Origin of the sequence: Streptomyces sp. NPDC051183 (genome assembly GCF_040682455.1) — a bacterium.
Classification (GTDB): domain Bacteria; phylum Actinomycetota; class Actinomycetes; order Streptomycetales; family Streptomycetaceae; genus Streptomyces.
The window spans coordinates 104,383-119,890 of the sequence record NZ_JBFBBA010000001.1 but is presented as its reverse complement, the minus strand read 5'-3'; the positions used below and the strand labels follow the sequence as shown (position 1 = coordinate 119,890).

The 15,508-nt window shown below is 73.8% G+C and carries 14 protein-coding genes; 8 read left to right on the top strand and 6 right to left on the bottom strand.

What is annotated here, in order from left to right:
- Window positions 1–50: 50 nt before the first annotated feature.
- The 3 genes from AB0M99_RS00555 (at window position 51) to AB0M99_RS00545 (ending at window position 2,342) form a co-directional block, all read left to right on the top strand.
- Window positions 51–881 (top strand): histidine kinase, encoded by an 831-nt coding sequence (locus tag AB0M99_RS00555; RefSeq protein ID WP_365915975.1) that lies wholly within the window; start codon window positions 51–53, stop codon window positions 879–881.
- The gene (locus AB0M99_RS00550) at window positions 878–1,585 is read left to right on the top strand and encodes a response regulator transcription factor (RefSeq protein WP_365915973.1); all 708 of its coding nucleotides are present in this window, start codon (window positions 878–880) and stop codon (window positions 1,583–1,585) included. The genes AB0M99_RS00555 and AB0M99_RS00550 overlap by 4 nt, the downstream gene beginning before the upstream one ends.
- Window positions 1,586–1,688: 103 nt before the next feature.
- The gene (locus AB0M99_RS00545; protein WP_365915971.1) at window positions 1,689–2,342 is read left to right on the top strand and encodes a hypothetical protein; all 654 of its coding nucleotides are present in this window, start codon (window positions 1,689–1,691) and stop codon (window positions 2,340–2,342) included.
- Here the strand turns inward: AB0M99_RS00545 and AB0M99_RS00540 are convergent.
- The gene (locus tag AB0M99_RS00540; RefSeq protein WP_365915968.1) at window positions 2,326–3,216 is read right to left on the bottom strand and encodes a LysR substrate-binding domain-containing protein; all 891 of its coding nucleotides are present in this window, start codon (window positions 3,214–3,216) and stop codon (window positions 2,326–2,328) included. The genes AB0M99_RS00545 and AB0M99_RS00540 overlap by 17 nt on opposite strands.
- 71 nt (window positions 3,217–3,287) lie before the next feature.
- Here AB0M99_RS00540 and AB0M99_RS00535 point away from each other — a divergent pair, with 71 nt between their 5' ends.
- Together AB0M99_RS00535 and AB0M99_RS00530 are read left to right on the top strand one after the other, a co-directional pair.
- Window positions 3,288–4,142: an NAD-dependent epimerase/dehydratase family protein gene (locus AB0M99_RS00535; protein ID WP_365915966.1), complete on the top strand. Its 855-nt coding sequence runs from the start codon at window positions 3,288–3,290 to the stop codon at window positions 4,140–4,142.
- Window positions 4,143–4,229: 87 nt separating this feature from the next.
- Complete coding sequence (locus tag AB0M99_RS00530; protein ID WP_365915964.1) at window positions 4,230–5,306, top strand: DUF2330 domain-containing protein; 1,077 nt, start codon at window positions 4,230–4,232, stop codon at window positions 5,304–5,306.
- Between the two features lie 19 nt (window positions 5,307–5,325).
- Here AB0M99_RS00530 and AB0M99_RS00525 read toward each other — a convergent pair whose 3' ends face one another.
- The 3 genes from AB0M99_RS00525 to AB0M99_RS00515 all read right to left on the bottom strand — a co-directional run bounded on the left by AB0M99_RS00525 (window position 5,326) and on the right by AB0M99_RS00515 (window position 9,266).
- A complete protein-coding gene (locus AB0M99_RS00525; RefSeq protein WP_365915962.1) occupies window positions 5,326–6,945 on the bottom strand; it encodes a carboxylesterase family protein in 1,620 nt (539 codons plus the stop codon).
- A 73-nt stretch (window positions 6,946–7,018) separates the two neighbouring features.
- Entirely contained in the window at window positions 7,019–7,924 is a 906-nt protein-coding gene (surE, locus tag AB0M99_RS00520; RefSeq protein WP_365915960.1) for a 5'/3'-nucleotidase SurE, read from the bottom strand.
- A gap of 85 nt (window positions 7,925–8,009) precedes the next feature.
- The gene (locus AB0M99_RS00515) at window positions 8,010–9,266 is read right to left on the bottom strand and encodes an MFS transporter (RefSeq protein ID WP_365915958.1); all 1,257 of its coding nucleotides are present in this window, start codon (window positions 9,264–9,266) and stop codon (window positions 8,010–8,012) included.
- A gap of 1,656 nt (window positions 9,267–10,922) precedes the next feature.
- Between AB0M99_RS00515 and AB0M99_RS00510 the strand changes: the two genes are divergently transcribed.
- The gene (locus AB0M99_RS00510) at window positions 10,923–11,537 is read left to right on the top strand and encodes a phosphatase PAP2 family protein (RefSeq protein ID WP_365915956.1); all 615 of its coding nucleotides are present in this window, start codon (window positions 10,923–10,925) and stop codon (window positions 11,535–11,537) included.
- Between the two features lie 188 nt (window positions 11,538–11,725).
- The gene (locus AB0M99_RS00505) at window positions 11,726–12,733 is read left to right on the top strand and encodes a LacI family DNA-binding transcriptional regulator (RefSeq protein WP_365915954.1); all 1,008 of its coding nucleotides are present in this window, start codon (window positions 11,726–11,728) and stop codon (window positions 12,731–12,733) included.
- Window positions 12,734–12,809: 76 nt separating this feature from the next.
- On the opposite strand, the gene AB0M99_RS00500 is transcribed toward AB0M99_RS00505, so the two are convergent.
- Window positions 12,810–13,610: a phosphatase PAP2 family protein gene (locus AB0M99_RS00500; protein WP_365915952.1), complete on the bottom strand. Its 801-nt coding sequence runs from the start codon at window positions 13,608–13,610 to the stop codon at window positions 12,810–12,812.
- Between the two features lie 114 nt (window positions 13,611–13,724).
- Window positions 13,725–14,699 carry an alpha/beta hydrolase gene (locus AB0M99_RS00495; protein ID WP_365915950.1) on the bottom strand — a complete coding sequence of 325 codons (975 nt, stop codon included), beginning with the start codon at window positions 14,697–14,699 and terminating at the stop codon, window positions 13,725–13,727.
- 241 nt (window positions 14,700–14,940) lie between these two features.
- On the opposite strand from AB0M99_RS00495, the gene AB0M99_RS00490 reads away from it, so the two are divergent.
- Complete coding sequence (locus AB0M99_RS00490; RefSeq protein WP_365915948.1) at window positions 14,941–15,444, top strand: ATP-binding protein; 504 nt, start codon at window positions 14,941–14,943, stop codon at window positions 15,442–15,444.
- Window positions 15,445–15,508 lie beyond the last annotated feature (64 nt).

Below are 15,508 nucleotides of genomic sequence, written 5' to 3'. Positions count from 1 at the left end.
CTGGTGGGTGCGCGGATCTTGAGGCGGCACGGATCTTGAGGGGGGACGAAGTGGGATGGCTGATCGCAGCGGTGACGGCGGCCTGCGCGGCAACGCTCGCGGCATGCTGGCTGGGTGTCGCGCTCGTCCGCGCGCGCCGCGCCCACCGGACGGCGATCGAGGAGCGCGGCTGGCTGCTGGAGCGGGAGCGGGAGAGCGCGGCCCGCAGCGCCGTTGACGCCGAGCGGGCCCGCATCGCCGCCGAGCTCCACGACATAGTCAGCCACAACGTCAGCCTGATGGTGGTTCAGGCCGGGGCCGCCCGCGAGGTGCTGGGCACGATGCCGGACGAGGCCGCGGCCGCGATGGGCGCCGTGGAGAACGCCGGGCGCACCACGATGACGGAGCTGCGCCACCTGCTCGGCCTCCTCGCACCCGCGCAGGACGGCCGGGACGAGCCGTACGGCACGGCCGGGGAGGTGGAGCTGACACCACAGCCGAGCCTGAGCCGGCTCAGCCCCCTCATCGACCGGATCGCCTTCGCCGGCCTGCCCGTGGAGGTGCGGATATCCGGCGAGCCGCGCCCGCTGCCGCCCGGGATCGACGTCACGGCGTACCGGATCATCCAGGAGGCGCTGACCAACGCGCTCAAGCACGCGGAAGGGGTGAAGGCCGAGGTGACGGTGCGGTACGCGGACCACGCCCTGCGGGTGGAGGTGCTCAACGACGGACCCAGCGTCCTGTCGGGGGACCGCCCCGCGGGGATCAAGGCCGACGGCGCCGGGCGCGGGCTGACGGGCCTGCGGGAGCGCGTCGCCGTGTACGGCGGTGACCTCGACGCCCGCCGCCGCCTCGGCGGGGGCTACCGGGTCCGCGCCCGCCTCCCCCTGGACCGGCCGTGACCGGGCAGCCGGGGCCTGCCCCGGCCGCGGCCGGGGCAGGCCCCCGGGTGCTCATCGCCGACGACCAGGAGCTCGTGCGCACCGGGTTCCGGCTCATCCTGACGGCCCGTGGGATCCAGGTGGTGGGCGTGGCCGCCGACGGGGTGGAAGCGGTGTCCGAGGCGCGCCGGCTGCGCCCGGACGTCGTACTGCTCGACATCCGGATGCCGCGCATGGACGGGCTGGAGGCCGCCCGGCGGATCCTCGCGGAGTCCCCGGACTGCCGGGTGATCATGCTGACCACCTTCGACCTCGACCAGTACGTGTACGCCGCCCTCTCCGCCGGAGCCAGCGGGTTCCTGCTCAAGGACGTCACTCCCGAACACCTCGCCGCCGCCGTACGGCTGGTCGACACCGGCGACGCGCTGCTGGCCCCCTCGATCACCCGCCGTCTGGTGGAGCGCTGCGCGGCCACCGCACCGCGGACCGGCCGGGTCCCCGCGGCCCACCGGGAGCTGGAGGTCCTCACCCCGCGCGAGCGCGAGGTGCTCACCCTCATGGGACAGGGCCTCTCCAACGCCGAACTGGCCCGCGAGCTGACGCTCAGCGAGGCCACGGTGAAGACCCATGTGGCCCGCATCTTCGCCAAGTTGACCCTGCGCGACCGGGCCCAGGCCGTGGTCCTGGCCTACGAGACGGGTCTCGTCAGGCCGGGCACGCCCTGACGGAACCGGCGGACGGGTCCACGCGTCCCAGACGCGCCGGCCGGCACCGGATCTCCGAGGGGGACGAAGGACGATGCGCAGAACCACAGCCCAGTTCGCGTGCATGGCAGCTTTGACCGTCGCCGTACTGCTCACCGGCTGCGGCACCGCGACGAAGGAGGCCCCGACCGGCCGCGCGACACCGGCGGCGCCCGGAGATCCTCTGGCCGACCGGGCCCGGCCGTGCCCGGTGACCGATGCCGGAAGCCCGCAGAGCCCCCCGACCCTGATCGACGGCACCCCGGCCAACACCCCCGAGGGGGCGCGGCTCTCCCAGGCCGTCGGCGCGCAAGGACGCGGGGCCTTCGCCGACGTCTACTCCACCCAGATCACCGACCACCCCGGGGGACGCGTGGCCGTGTGCGTCACCGACCTGGACCGGGGCCGCCTCCTGGTGGCCGCGGCCCACCAGGCGGATCCGGAGGCCGACCCGGGCCGGGCCGACCTCTACCTGAGCCCGTACACGCACCGGGCCCTCGGCGCCGCGATGAACAAGGTGATGGCCCTCGACACCGCCCTCCCGATCCACACCTGCTCCGCGAGCCCCGGCGCCACGGGCCTGGAGGTGACCTCCTCCGCCGAGGGGGCGGCCTCGGCGGAGTTCAAGGAGCAGCTGGAGAAGGCTGCCGGCGGCATCCCGGTGACCGTCAAGGAGGGCACCCCGGTCGAGCCCCTGGTAGGCGCCCTCACCCCGCCCCCGGTCACGCCGAAGCACTGACCGCCGCGGTGAGGGCGGTGGTCAGTGCTTCGGCGTACGGCCGGGGGCGGCGGCGCAGGGGGGAGAGCACCCCGATGTGGCGGGCGGGGCGCGGGGGCTCGACCCGTACGGCGGTGGGCGCGGTGGCCGGCTCCAGGGACACGTGCGGGATCAGCGCGACGCCGACGCCCGCCGCGACCAGGCTCTGCGCGAAGAAGTAGTCGGAGGTGGAGGCCGCCACCCGCAGATCGAACCCGGCGAGCGAGGCGTACCGGCGCAGGTACGCCTCGGTCTTCAGACAGCCCAGCACCCAGCGCTCCCCGGCGAGTTCGGCGAGGCCGGCCGCTTCCCGGCCGGCCAGGCGGTGGCCGGCCGGCAGCACCAGCCACAGCGGATCGTCCATCAGCGGCAGCCAGTCCAGCCCCGCCCGCAACGGCAGCGGACCGTCGAAGTGGTACGTCAGCGCCAGATCGGCGGCGCCGGAGCGCACCATCGGCACCGCGTCCTCCGGCTCGGCCTCCACCACCGTCAGCTCCACGTCCGGATGCGCGGCCACGAACCGGGACAGCGCCCGCGGCAGCAGGTGCCGCCCCCCGCTGGAGAACGTGGCGACCGTCAGCCGCGGCCGGCCCGCCGTGAGCCGGTCGATCTCCTGGCGGACCTGGTCCAGTTCGGCGGAGATGTTCTCCGCCGCCTCCACCAGCAGCCGCCCCGGCTCGGTGAGGGTGACCCCGCGCGTGGAGCGCACCGCGACCGGGTGGCCGAGGCTGCGCTCCAGCGAGGCGATCTGCTGGGAGACGGCCGACGGGGTCAGGAGCAGGGCCCCGGCCGCCCGGTTGAAGCTCCCGTGCTCGGCCACCGCCCGCAGGATGCGCAACCCGTGCACGTCGATCATCAGTTTTCCTTACGACGGGATCAGCATCCGATCAGTACCGCTGGGGACGATACAGCGGCATCGTCGGACCCATGAAGCGAATTCTTGTCGTCGGAGGAAGCCGGTACTTCGGGAAGCGGCTGGTCACGCGGTGGCGGGAGGCCGGGCACGAGGTGAGCGTGCTCAACCGGGGCCGCGTCGCGCCCCCCGACGGCGTCGGCCACCTCGTCGCCGACCGCGACGACGAGGAGCGGCTCCGCAGCGCGCTGGGCGCCCGCACCTTCGACGCGGTCATCGACCAGGTCTGCTACACGCCCCGCCAGGCCGACATCGCCCGCCGCGTCTTCACGGGGCGCACGAGGAGGTACGTGATGACCTCCACGATGGAGGTGTACGACCCCGCGCCGCCCACCCCCGAAGCCCTGCGCTACGCCGAGGGCAAGCGGGAGGCGGAGGCGGTGTTCCTGGCCGGGCACCCGGGCGGCATGCCGCCCTTCGACTTCGTCACCGTCCGCACCGCGCACGTCCTGGGCGGCGGGCGGGAGGAGTTCACGGGCCGCCTCGCGCACTACGTCGAGCGGATCGGCGCCGGGCGGCCCGTGGCCGTGCACGAAGACCCGTACCCGACCTCCTTCATCCACCACCGGGAGATCGCGCGCTTCCTGCACTGGGCGGCGGAGCAGACCTTCACCGGTCCGGTCGACGCCGCCTCGCACGGCGCGCCGGACGTGCGCGAACTGTCCGAGCTCGTCGCCGCGCGCGTCGGCCGGCGGCCGCGGTACCGGGTGGTCGAAGACGGCGCCGTCGCCTCGCCGTTCTCCTTCGACCGGGCCTACGCCCTGGACAACGGGCGGGCCGCCGCGCTGGGCTTCGACTTCGGCCGGGTCGCGGACTGGCTGCCCGGGGCCATCGACGAGACGGCGGCCGCGGCGGACACCGCGTCCTAGTACCGGGACCGGAACCGGGACCGGCACCGGGACCGGGACCGGGACCGGAACCGGATGGCAGTGGCGGCCGTCTGAGGACCCGTGTGGATGAAAAGAAGAATCCTGGTACTGCTGTTCGCCCTGCTCACGACGCAGCTGGGCTCCCTGGTGAACCCGGCGTACGCCTGCGGCTGCGGGGCGATGATCCCCCCGGGCTACTCCCGGATCGGGGTCGAGCAGGAGACCTCCGTGGTGCGCTGGGACGGCCGCACGGAACAGATCGTCATGAGGTTCACCGTCCGGGGAGACGCGCAGCAGGCGGCCTGGATCATGCCCGTTCCGGGGCGGGCGACCGTGGAACTCGCCGACGGGGCCATGTTCGGCGAACTCACCTGGCTGACCCGGCCCGAGCGCAGGACCCGCCACCACTTCTGGCCGCGCGAGAAGGACTGGCCCTTCTCCTCCGGGTCCAGGGACATGGCCGGAGCCCCCGCGCCCGGCGCCGCCCGCTCGGTCGACGTCGTGGGCCGCGAACAGCTCGGTGACTTCGACGTCGCCCGGCTGACCGCGACCGACCCCGACGCGCTGCGGAACTGGCTGGAGGACAACGGCTTCAAGCTGCCCGACGGCCTCGCCGCCGAACTGAAGCCGTACGTCGACCAGAAGTGGGAGTACGTCGCCGTCCGCCTCGCCCCGCGACAGCAGGGCAAGACCCTGCAGGGCCACCTCGACCCGCTGCGGATCCGCTTCGACAGCGACCGGCTCGTCTACCCGATGCGGCTCTCCCGGCTGGCCAAGTCCCCCCAGTCCCTGAGCCTGTACGTCCTTGCCGACCACCGCATGGAGCCCGACTCCCCGATCGGCGGCGCAGCCCCGAAGGTGACCTTCGCCGGAACCATCACCCCGAAGGACTCCCTGGCCGGGCTCACCGGCGGCGAGCCGGCCTTCCTCACCGCCATCGAGCAGGAGTTCCCGGAACCGGGCCGCATCAACGGCGACCACGTACTGAGCGCCGACGCCTCCGACACCCCGTACCGCCGCGCCGTCTACCGCGACGAGCTGCTGACCGTCGCGGGTGGCATCCCGGTCTGGATCCTGACGGTGGCGGGCGCCGCCGCGGCGGCCGTGGCGGCGCTGCTCTTGGGACGGCGGCTGCGCAGCCGCCGCCGGAGCAGCGCTGCCTGACGACGCCGCTAGACACGCCCTAGCGCACCGGGCGGGGCTGCTGCGTTGCCCAGAAGCCGCACTGGTGGTCCGCCGAGAAGGCCGAACCCGCCCGTGTCGACTCGGGGTTGAGGATGAGGACCGTACCCCGGACGTCGGTCGCCGGCCACCGGGCCTGCCCCGGAACCGCCGGCGCACCGAAGCGGGCGAAGGCGCCCCAGTACCGCTTCATCCGGGTGCCCAGCGCGGTCTGCGCCGGGGTCAGCGGGCGATCGCCCATCGTGAAGTCGTGCAGATAGGCCAGCTCGGCGCTGTGCGCATTGGACTCGTCCAGGCCGGGCAGCTGCGCCCCGGCCAGCGTCGGCGAGTCCGGGTCGTCGAACTCGTAGGTGTACGTGGGTACTTGCGTGGCGAAGAGCTGAGCCGTCCACGCCGTGTGGCAGGCGAAGGTCGAGTCCGTCATCACGGCCGACATCGCCAGATACGGCGAACCGTAGGCGGACAGCGGATAGCGCGCGAGCACCTGCGGCCCCGAAGCCCCGTAACCCGCCAGGATCTGCGCGGTGTACTGCTCCGCCGTCAGGTACGGCTGCGACAGCGCGACGAACATCCGCGCCTCCGCGCGCGTGCTCCCGATCAGCACCGGCACCTTGTTCCAGGTTCCGGCCCCGATGGCGGCGGCCGGATCCAGCGGGAGCAGCCCGTCGCCCGACGCCGGACCCGAGGTGGGCAGCGTACGGGCCGCCTCGACCAGGGCGGGACCCGTCGCGGCACGCAGGCAGGCCGCGACCCCGGCGGGTTCGGCGCACCCGGCCCGGGCGGCGAAGGCCCGCGCCTCGGCCTCGGCCCGCGCACGGTCCGGCGTACGCAGCAGCGTGCACGGGCCGCTCTGCAACACGGCCCGGTGGAACAGACCCGCGGCGGACGGCGCGGCCAGCAGTGCGCAGACGGACCCGCTGCCCGCGGACTGCCCCGAGACCGTGACGCTGTCGGGGTCGCCGCCGAAGGCGCCGATGTTCTCCCGCGTCCAGCGCAGCGCCGCGGCCTGGTCCATCAGCCCGAAGGAGCCGGAACGCCGGTCGTTCTCCCCGGCCAGCTCGGGCAGGCCCAGGTAACCGAGCTGCCCCAGGCGGTAGTTGATGCTGACCACCACACTGCCGGTGAGCTCGGCCATCGTGCGGCCGCCGAACTGCGTGCCGGTGCCCTGGCTGTACGCGCCGCCGTGCAGCCAGACGACCACCGGCAGCCGGGACCCGGCGTGCGCACTGCGCGGCCGGTACACGTCGAGGTACAGGCAGTCCTCGCTGACGGCCTGCGGATCCCGCAGCCCGAACGGCGAGAACTGCAGGCACGCGGGCGCCTGCCGGGTCGCCTCCCGTACGCCGTTCCACCGCCGCGGCGGCTCCGGCGCGCGCAGCCGGGACTCCCCGACCGGGGGAGCGGCGTAGGGAACGCCGAGGAACTCCTGTGCCCCGTCGTGCGTCCGGCCGCGGAGCACGCCCTGGGAGACGGCGACCTGCGGGCGCGCGCCCTCGGGGCCGGTGGCCCGCGAGCCGGGCGATCCGGCGGACGAGGCCGCGGTGGGGGCCGCCGACGCCAGCAGCGCCGCCAGGGTAATTGCCGTACCGAGCAGGGGTCTTGCTGATGTGAACCGCTTCATCAGTCGTCCTGGGGTCGAGGCAGGCCGGGGCGGAGCCGGTGCGAGCTCCGCCCCGGCCTGCCGGTCGGGGAGGTTACGGCCGCAGCCCGGAGAGCAGTGCCGAGGTCACCGCTTGATCGGCCGGCGCCGTGTTCCAGTCGGCGTTGATCGGGCTGACGGCGATCCGGTCGGCGCTCACCGCCGCGATGTCACCACCCTTCGCGGCCGGCTGGGTGCGGAGCTGGACGTTCACCTTCCACGTGCCGTCGCCCGAGTCGGTGTAGTCCGCGCGCAGCGGTGCCTGGGGGTCCTGGAACGTCGTCGCGACGCCGCGCGCCGTGCCCTTGCCGTCGGCGCCGACGACCGGGTGGTTGACGTTGAGGCCGACGCCCTTGGGCAGCAGCGGGCCCGAACGGGCACGCGCCCGGAGCTGGTCGATCAGCTTGGCCGCGAAGTCGAGCGTGGGGTCCATGGCGTTGACCGTGGCCACCGGATCGGGCACGGCCATCCCGCCGGTGCTCAGCGCGATGGCGGGCACCCCGTACTCCAGCCCGGCGATGGCGCCGCCGACGGTACCGGAGTGGGTGGCGAGGGAGGCCAGGTTCGGCCCGAAGTTGGTGCCCGAGACGACGAGGTCGGGGGCGTTGCCCTCGAACACCTCGGCCAGGCCGAAGGACACCGAGTCGCCGGGGGTGCCGTCCACGGCCCACACCTTCGGCTCGGGGTGGCGGACGGTGACGGTGGGGGCGCTCGCCATCTTCGTGCCGGCGCCGCTCTGGTTGGTGAGCGGGGCGACGATCGTCACGTCGTGCCCGGCGGCGGTCAGGCGCTCGAAGGCCTTGCGGATGCCGGGTGCGTTGTAGCCGTCGTCGTTGGTGAGCAGGATCCGCAGCGGCGCCGGAGGTGCGGTCTGCGGGGCGGCGGCGGCCGGTGCCGTACCGGCGAGGGCCGGGGTGCACAGCATCAGCGCGGCCATCGGCAGAACTCGCTTGTGTCTCACAGGTTGCTCCTTGGAGGGGAGGTACGGGACGGGGTGGAGATCAGCGGGAGATCAGTGGGAGATCAGCGGGAGATCAGGGGGAGATTCAGCGCACGCTGCGGATCGGGAGGATGGCGAGCGCTCCGATCAGCGAGAGTGCGCCGCCGGCCAGGAAGAGCGGGGTGTATCCGCCCAGCCCGGTGACGATTGCGGAGGCCACGAACGGGGCGATGATCTGCGGCCCGGCGTTCGCGATGTTGAGGACGCCCATGTCGCGGGCGGCGTCCTCGGCCCGGGGGAGGACCAGGGTGACCAGCGCGGTGTCCACCGCCATGAAGCAGCCGAAGGCGAGGCCGTTGAGCGCGCTGAAGACGAGCATGCCGGTCCAGGTCGGGCTGATCACCGGTACCGCCATGACGAGGCCGGCCAGGGCGGCAGAGACGCCCACGAACACCTTGCGGCGGTTCCAGCGGTCGGAGAGCAGGCCGCCGACGACGGTGGAGACGGCCATCGCGACCATCGACACCGGGGTGAGGACGGCGATCGCGGCGGGCGGGGTGAGGCCGGCGGGCAGGGCGATGTGGTCGTCGAGGATGTACAGCTGGTAGCCGACGACGGAGAAGTAGCCGAGGACCATCAGGGCGCGGCCTATGAAGGCCCAGCGGAAGTCGTGGTGGGCCAGGGAGGAGAGGAACGCGGCCATCTGGGCGCCCTTGGGGCGGGGGGCGGCGGCCGGGGCGTGCTCGGTGCGGGGAAGGTCGCGGCAGAAGAGCGTCAGCAGCAGCGCGGAGACGGAGACGATCGCGCCCAAGACGAGATACCCGGTCCGCAGGTGGTCGACGGTCTGCGAGGCGACGAGCACGCCGACGGTGCCGCCGATCGGCAGACCCAGCCCGACCAGGGCGGATGCGGTGCCGCGCCGGTCGGCGGGGATGCGGTCCGGGACGATCGCGGTGACGGCGGCCTGGTAGACGTTCATGGTGGCCTGGATCAGGCACCATCCGATGCCCACGAGCAGTGCGGTGGCGACGTTGCCGAGGAAGGCCAGACCGGCGAGCGAGGCGAAGGCGCCGCCCAGGATCCAGGGGTTGCGGCGGCCGGTGCGGTCGGAGAGGGCGCCGGCGATCGGGTTGAAGGCGGTGGCGAAGATCGCGCTGATGCCGCCGATCAGTCCGAGCAGGGCGACCTTGTCGTCGGGGGCGATGGCGGCGATCTGGGTGGGCAGGAGGACGGAACCGACGCCCATGTAGACCGCCAGCATCGCGGAGTTGGCGACGAGCAGCAGGGGCAGGAGCCCGCGCTGGCGGGGCGGTTGTGCGGCGGCCGGCGGGGCGGCCGGGTGGGTGATCTCGTTCGTGGCCATGACGACTCCTCGGGGGACGGAGCGGGGAGAACGCAGGGGGATGGGGGAGGAGCGACGCCGTGCGGGCCGATGGGGGCTGATGTGGGCAGCGGGGTTGGCGGTCGCCCGGGATGTCGCGCGGGGCGCACTGGCCGACGTGACGTTGTTACACGTGTCACCAGTGGCGCTGGACACTGTGTAGCACCCATTTCTGGGCTCCGCCAGAGTTCACGGCGGGTCGATACGCAGATCGTGACCGAGTGGTGAGTTGCTGGTCGGGCACGTGTAACCGGCGAGTTGAGGCCACTGACCAGGGTGGTCGCGTCTGAAAACCCTCTTGCCCTTGTGGCGGTGGTCACGATTCCGCCATACTCCGTGCCGACCGGCTACCCGCCGGGAAGTGTGTGGCTCTCTGCCTTTGGCCTGGCCTGGCCTGGCCTGGCCTGGCCTGGCCTGGCTCTGGCTCTGGCCCTGGCCCTGGCTCCGGCGTACGGGGCTGGTGCCCCGGGCGTCGGGCCGCCGCCGTGACGGGCTGGCTCCGGGCGCGCGGTGCGGCTGCGCCGGGCGTTCCGTGTTCCCCGTTCGATGTTCCTTCGTTCCGAAATCCCCGCCCGGCGTTCCCCACTCCGGTTCTCCTGCTCGGCGTTCCTCCGTTCCGCGTTCCGCAGCTCAGGGTTCGCCCGCCTGGCGTTCCCCGCTCAGGCTTCCGCTGCGTAGCGGACCTCTGTTCCGTATCCCTGCCGACGTCCCTTCGTCGTTCAGCGCTCCCTCGCTCTGGGTTCGGCTGCTCGGTGTGCCTCTGTTTCGTATCCCCTGCCCAAGTTCCTTCGTTCTGCGTTCGCCCACCGGCGCTTCGCTCGTTCCGGGTTGAGCCGCTTGGCGTTCCCCGCTTGAGGTTCTGCTGCTCGGCCTACGTCCGTTCCGTGTTCCCCTGCCCGAAGTCCCTCCGTTCCGCGTCTCCCGCTCGGCGTTCTCCTCGCTCCGGTTCGCACGCACTGCGTTTCCCGCTTTGGGTTCCGCCGCGCGGCGTTCCACCCCTCCGGGGTCTCGCCCCGGGGCTCCACCGCTCGGGCTTCCCCCGCTGCTCCACCGCTCTGGGTCCCCCCCCCCGAGGGTTCCACCGTTCTGGATTCCCCCGGGGCATCGCTCCGGGTTCCCCCGGGGGGAGCGCTCGGGGTTCCCCAGCTGGGGAGCATCGCTCGGGCTCCGCCCTCCCGGGGGCACCGCTCCGGGTTCCCCCGGGGGAAGCGCTCGGGGTTCCCCAGCTGGGGAGCATCGCTCGGGCTCCGCCCTCCCGGGGGCACCGCTCCGGGTTCCCCCGAGGGGAGCGCTCGGGTTTCTCCCGGGGAAGCGCTCGGGTTTCTCCCGGGGGGCATCACCCGGGTTCCCCCCTTCCGGGGGGCACCGCTTCGGTTCCCCCCGGGAGGGCACCGCTCCGGGTTTCAGTCCCTTCGTCGCGCGGCGGCCCGCTGCCGGGCGGTTGCTTCGTGTTCCGGTTGTCCGTCGCTTCCCGGGGGTTTCCGCCGCCCGGGAGGTCTCCGTGAAAGGCCCGTCATGTTCTCCACGCCTTCCGTCACGCCGCCCCCGCCCCCGCCCCCGAGGCCGCACCGGCCGCCCCGGGCGGCCCGGGTTCGTGTTCCGGCGTCGCCCCCGCGCTGGGCCGCGGTCTGTGGGTTCGTGCTGCTGCTCGTCCCCCTGGCGGCCGGGCTGCTGCTCTCCGGCGGCGGAGCCCCGTTCTTCCAGGAGGTCGACGACCGCTGGGCGGCCTGGGTGGTCGGCTCCCCGCACGGCGCCGCCGCCGACTTCGCCACGGTCCTCGACCGGCTCGGCGGCCCGCTCGGTACGGTGCTGCCGCTCGTGCTGATCGGCTGCCTCTGTGTCTACGGGCGCTGGCGCTCGGGGCTGTTCGTCTTCACGGCCGCCATCCTCGCCAACATGCTGGTGGTCCTGCCCCTCAAGCAGCTCGTCGACCGGCCCCGCCCGCCGCACCCGTGGGTCCTGGTCAACGACGGTTCGTTCCCCTCGGGGCAGGTCTTCAGCGCCGTCACCCTGGTGATCGCGGCCGCGGTGGTGCTCTTCCCGCCGCGCGCCCGCCGCTGGTGGTGGATCCCCGGCGGCGCGTACGTGCTCGCCATGATGTGGAGCCGTACTTGGCTGCACGCCCAGTGGCTCAGCGACACCTTCGTGGGCGCGCTCGCGGGCGCCGGCACCTGTCTGCTGCTGTGGCGGCTGTTCGCGCGTCTACTGGATACCGAGGCGGAACGCGCGGCGACGAACAGCCTGTGGCTCTAGAACCGGAAAGCCGAAGGCGTATCGTGAATCATTTACGGTCGATGAATTGACGCAATATTCTCGATCGGGTCAGCGCGTGCCCGGCGCGCCGACCAGGAAGGATGACCAGCGGCGATCCGGCCATGTGATCTAACTCGTGTAACCTGTGGTTGACAGGCGCCGGTCGGCCACAGGGAGACGAGGACCAGATGCCCAGGCAGACACGCACCCCCGCGACGATCACCAGCGCCGATGTGGCCCGGCTGGCCGGGGTGTCACGCGCCACCGTGTCCTTCGTCCTCAACGACACCCAGGGCCACCGCGTCAGCGCCGGTACCCGTGCCCGGGTCCTCGATGCGGCCGCACAGCTCGGCTACGTCCCGCACGCCGGTGCCCGCTCCCTGCGCGCGGGCCGCAGCAACCTCGTCCTGATGCCCGCGTCGGTCACCGCGCTCGGCCGCCTCGTCAGTGACTGGGTGGACGACCTGAACACGGAGCTGGAGCGCCTCGGCTACACGGCCGTCCTCCACGCGGGCCGCTTCGCCGACCCGCTCGACGCCGCCCGTGCGTGGGCCGAACTGCGCCCGGCGGCCGTGGTCGCCCTGGACGGCGACCACTTCACCGGCCAGGCCGCCGAGCTGCTGCGCCGCGCCGGCGTACGGGCGATGCTGGCCTTCGCCGCCCGCCCCGTACCGGACGTCCACACCATCGGCTTCGACCACGCGCAGATCGGCGCGACCGCGGCCGAGCACCTCATCGCCCGCGGGCGGACCCGGATCGGCGTGGTCATGCCGCAGGAGCGCGGTCTCGCCACGCTCGCCGAACCCCGCCTCGCCGGCGCCGAATCGGTTGCCGCGCGGCACATGGCCACCGTCACGCCGGTGGAGCTCGCCTACACGCGGGAGTCCGCGACCGGCCTCGCCCGGCGCTGGGCGGACCTGGGACTGGACGCCGTCTTCGCCTACAACGACGAGTACGCCGCGCTCCTGCAGTACGCACTGCGGGCCGAGGGAATCGGCGTACCGGACGACGTGGCCGTCGTCGGCTGTGACGATCTGATCCTGTCCGCCCTGCAAGAGCCCCCGCTCACCACGGTCCGGCTGGACCTGCCGTCGGCCGCCCGGATCGCGGGGGCCCTCCATGACCTGGTCGAGTCCGGCACGGCGGAGCCGGTACCGCCGACCGAGACCGTCCTGGTCCACCGCGGTACGTCCTGAGTCCACCGCGGTACGTGCCGAGGGGCCGGGAACCCACGGCCCCCAGCCCCTCAGCCCCCGGCCCCCACCCCGGGCTTCAGTGCCGCGCGGGCTCCGGCGCGTCCGCGGCCGCCCCCCGACGGTCGCGTCCCGCCCGCACCCCCACTGCCCGGTGCCGCTCCGGGTGCCGGTCCCGCCGCCGGTCCCCTTCCCGGGCCAGCGCGGGGCCGAAGAGCCACCACGCGAGCAGCCCAGCCCCCGCTCCGGCAGCCGCCCCGGCGGCGGTGTCGCTGAGCCAGTGCGCGTGCAGCCACGTACGGCTCCACATCATGGCCAGCGTGAAGACCGCGCCCCCCGCCCACCAGGCCCGGCGCCGGGCGGCCGGCACCAGCAGCGCACCGATGATCACGACGAGCAGCGCCGCCCCGGCCGCGTGACCGGACGGGAAGGAGCCGTGGTCGACGCGGACCAGCGGATTCGCCGGACGCGGCCGGTCCACCAGGTGCTTGAGCCCCTGGACGACCAGCATGTTGCCGAGCAGGTACACGCCGAGCAGGAACCCGGCCGACACCCAGCGCCGGCGTACGAGCAGGAACCCCAGGAGGGCGAGCGGTACGACGGCCCCGAGCGGGCCGCCGAACCAGTTCAGGCCCGCGGCCACGACCGACGGGAGCCCCTCGTGCGGACCACCCATCCACGACAGCCAGCGGTCGTCGAAGCCCTGGAAGGGCGGGTTCGCGGTGTCCGGCCGGACGGCCAGGGCCGCCACCCCGGCGGCGGCGAGCAGCAGGAGCCCGAGCAGGAGCACGCCGGGGCGCCGCCCGGCGGGCGGTCCCGGTGCGGGTGCGGGCCCCGGTGCGGGTGCGGAAACGGGGGAGGTGACGGGATTCCTGGACATGAGTGCCTCTCGGGGCGCCGCGCCCGCACGCGCGGACGCGGCTCGTGGTGATCGACGTGCCCGTGGGGGCGGGGCCGGGCCGCGCCCCCACGGTGGAACGGGACGGGTCCCGGGTCAGGCCTTCGCGCCCAGGTGGCGGGCGAGGAACTCGACGCTCTCCCCGACGATGCGCACGATGTCGGGGGAGCCGAGGAATATGTGGTCGGCCCCGTCGACGGGGCGCAGGGTGACCTCGCCGCCGGCGCTGCCCAGTGCCTCGGCGAGGAGCTCGCTCTGGCTGTAGGGGACCAGCCCGTCGTTCGTCCCGTGGATCAGCAGGAACGGCGGCAGCCCCGGCCCGTCGGCGTACGTCACCGGGCTCGCGGCCCGTGCCAGCGCGGGCCGCTCGGCGTCGGTGCCGCCGAGCAGGGCTTCGTACGGGTCGGGGAACTCGACCTCGGACGGCATCGGCGGCATGGGGTGCTCGGCGACGGCGACCAGGTCGGAGACGCCGTACCAGTCCACGACGGCCTGCACTCCGGTCGCGCCGGAACCCACGCCCTGCGTGCCCTCCAGGGACTCGGCGCCCGCCGTGCCGGGGCCGACGACACCCGCGAGCGCGGCCAGGTGGCCGCCCGCCGACTCGCCCCAGACGCCGATCCGGTCCGCGTCGATGCCGAGGGCCTCGGCGTACGCGCGGACGTAGCGGATCGCGGCCTTCACGTCGTGCAGCTGGGCCGGGAAGGGCGCTTCCAGGCTGTGCCGGTAGTCGATGGAGACGAGCGCGAGCCCGGCGGCCAGGACCGACCCGTGCAGCAGTTCCACGGGCACGGTCGGCGGCGGGTAGCGCCGGTCGCCGTCCAGCCAGCCGCCGCCGTGGATCCAGACGACCGCCGGGAAGGGGCCCTCGCCGGCGGGCAGCTGCACGTCGAGCAGCCGGGGACGGTAGCCGGGCGTCGTGGCGTACGTGATCCCGTCGAAGCGGCGCACGCCGTGCTCGTCCGTCACGGACGGTACGGGGGGCCGGTAGGGCGGCGGCGGCCACGACATGTCGGCCGTGCCGGGGAGCCCCGCCATGTCGGGCGTGGCGGTCGGAGGAGATTGCGTCATTGCGGCCCTTCCAATTTCGGCGCGGCCCCAGTGGCCGGCGGGTCCGGTGCGGATCCGGGCTTCGTAACGTTTGTCCGAAATGCTTGCGCGGGGCACCGGGGGAGGCTTAACGTGTTACACGTGTAATCACAACTCTAGCGACGCGTTTCCGCTGACCACAAGCCCATCGGCGATCTGAGTTCCTCGCCAGTTACACGAGACATCAGTTGAAGCGTCGCCCTCCCCCCTCTGGGAGCACGCCATGTACACCGCCGTCACCCACTCCCCGATGGCCGCCTCGATCTCCCCGGCCGCCCCGGTCTCCCCGCCCTCCCCGGCCGCCCCTGCCGACCCGCCCCTGCACTTCGTCCGCTGGGCCGCCGAGCCCACCGCGGCCACGGTGCCGCTGCTCAGGTCCCGTATCCGCGCCCTGCTGGAAGGCTGGGAGATCGCCGCCGACACCGCCGACGTCATGCTGCTGGCCGTCAGCGAGCTCGTCGCCAATGTGGTGCTGCACGCGGCCGCGGCCCGCGGCAGGATGCGCGTCAGCGCACGGCTGAGCGGGGGCTGGCTGCAACTGGAGGTGGCCGACCGGGCTCAGGGGCTGCCGCGGGTGCCCGATCCCGCCGCGGAGGTGGACCCGGACGCCGAGACCGGACGCGGCCTGCTGATGGTGCAGCTGCTCGCGGCCGAGGTGGGCGGCCGGCTCGCCGTCATGGCGGACTCGTTCGGAACGACCGTGCGCGTGCGCGTGCCCGTGGCCTGACCCGGGCCGCCGCCCCGGCGGACCGCGACGCGGAGCAACGCGGCGCGGCCGCCCGCGGATCAGA

What these genes read in the sequence shown, in the direction of transcription:
- AB0M99_RS00545 (WP_365915971.1), top strand. Translation starts at nt 1,689, where the DNA reads ATGGCAGCTTTGACCGTCGCCGTACTGCTCACCGGCTGCGGCACCGCG.
- AB0M99_RS00540 (WP_365915968.1), bottom strand. Translation starts at nt 3,216, where the DNA reads ATGATCGACGTGCACGGGTTGCGCATCCTGCGGGCGGTGGCCGAGCAC.
- AB0M99_RS00535 (WP_365915966.1), top strand. Translation starts at nt 3,288, where the DNA reads ATGAAGCGAATTCTTGTCGTCGGAGGAAGCCGGTACTTCGGGAAGCGG.
- AB0M99_RS00530 (WP_365915964.1), top strand. Translation starts at nt 4,230, where the DNA reads ATGAAAAGAAGAATCCTGGTACTGCTGTTCGCCCTGCTCACGACGCAG.
- AB0M99_RS00525 (WP_365915962.1), bottom strand. Translation starts at nt 6,945, where the DNA reads ATGAAGCGGTTCACATCAGCAAGACCCCTGCTCGGTACGGCAATTACC.
- AB0M99_RS00515 (WP_365915958.1), bottom strand. Translation starts at nt 9,266, where the DNA reads ATGGCCACGAACGAGATCACCCACCCGGCCGCCCCGCCGGCCGCCGCA.
- AB0M99_RS00505 (WP_365915954.1), top strand. Translation starts at nt 11,726, where the DNA reads ATGCCCAGGCAGACACGCACCCCCGCGACGATCACCAGCGCCGATGTG.
- AB0M99_RS00500 (WP_365915952.1), bottom strand. Translation starts at nt 13,610, where the DNA reads ATGTCCAGGAATCCCGTCACCTCCCCCGTTTCCGCACCCGCACCGGGG.
- AB0M99_RS00495 (WP_365915950.1), bottom strand. Translation starts at nt 14,699, where the DNA reads ATGACGCAATCTCCTCCGACCGCCACGCCCGACATGGCGGGGCTCCCC.
- AB0M99_RS00490 (WP_365915948.1), top strand. Translation starts at nt 14,941, where the DNA reads ATGTACACCGCCGTCACCCACTCCCCGATGGCCGCCTCGATCTCCCCG.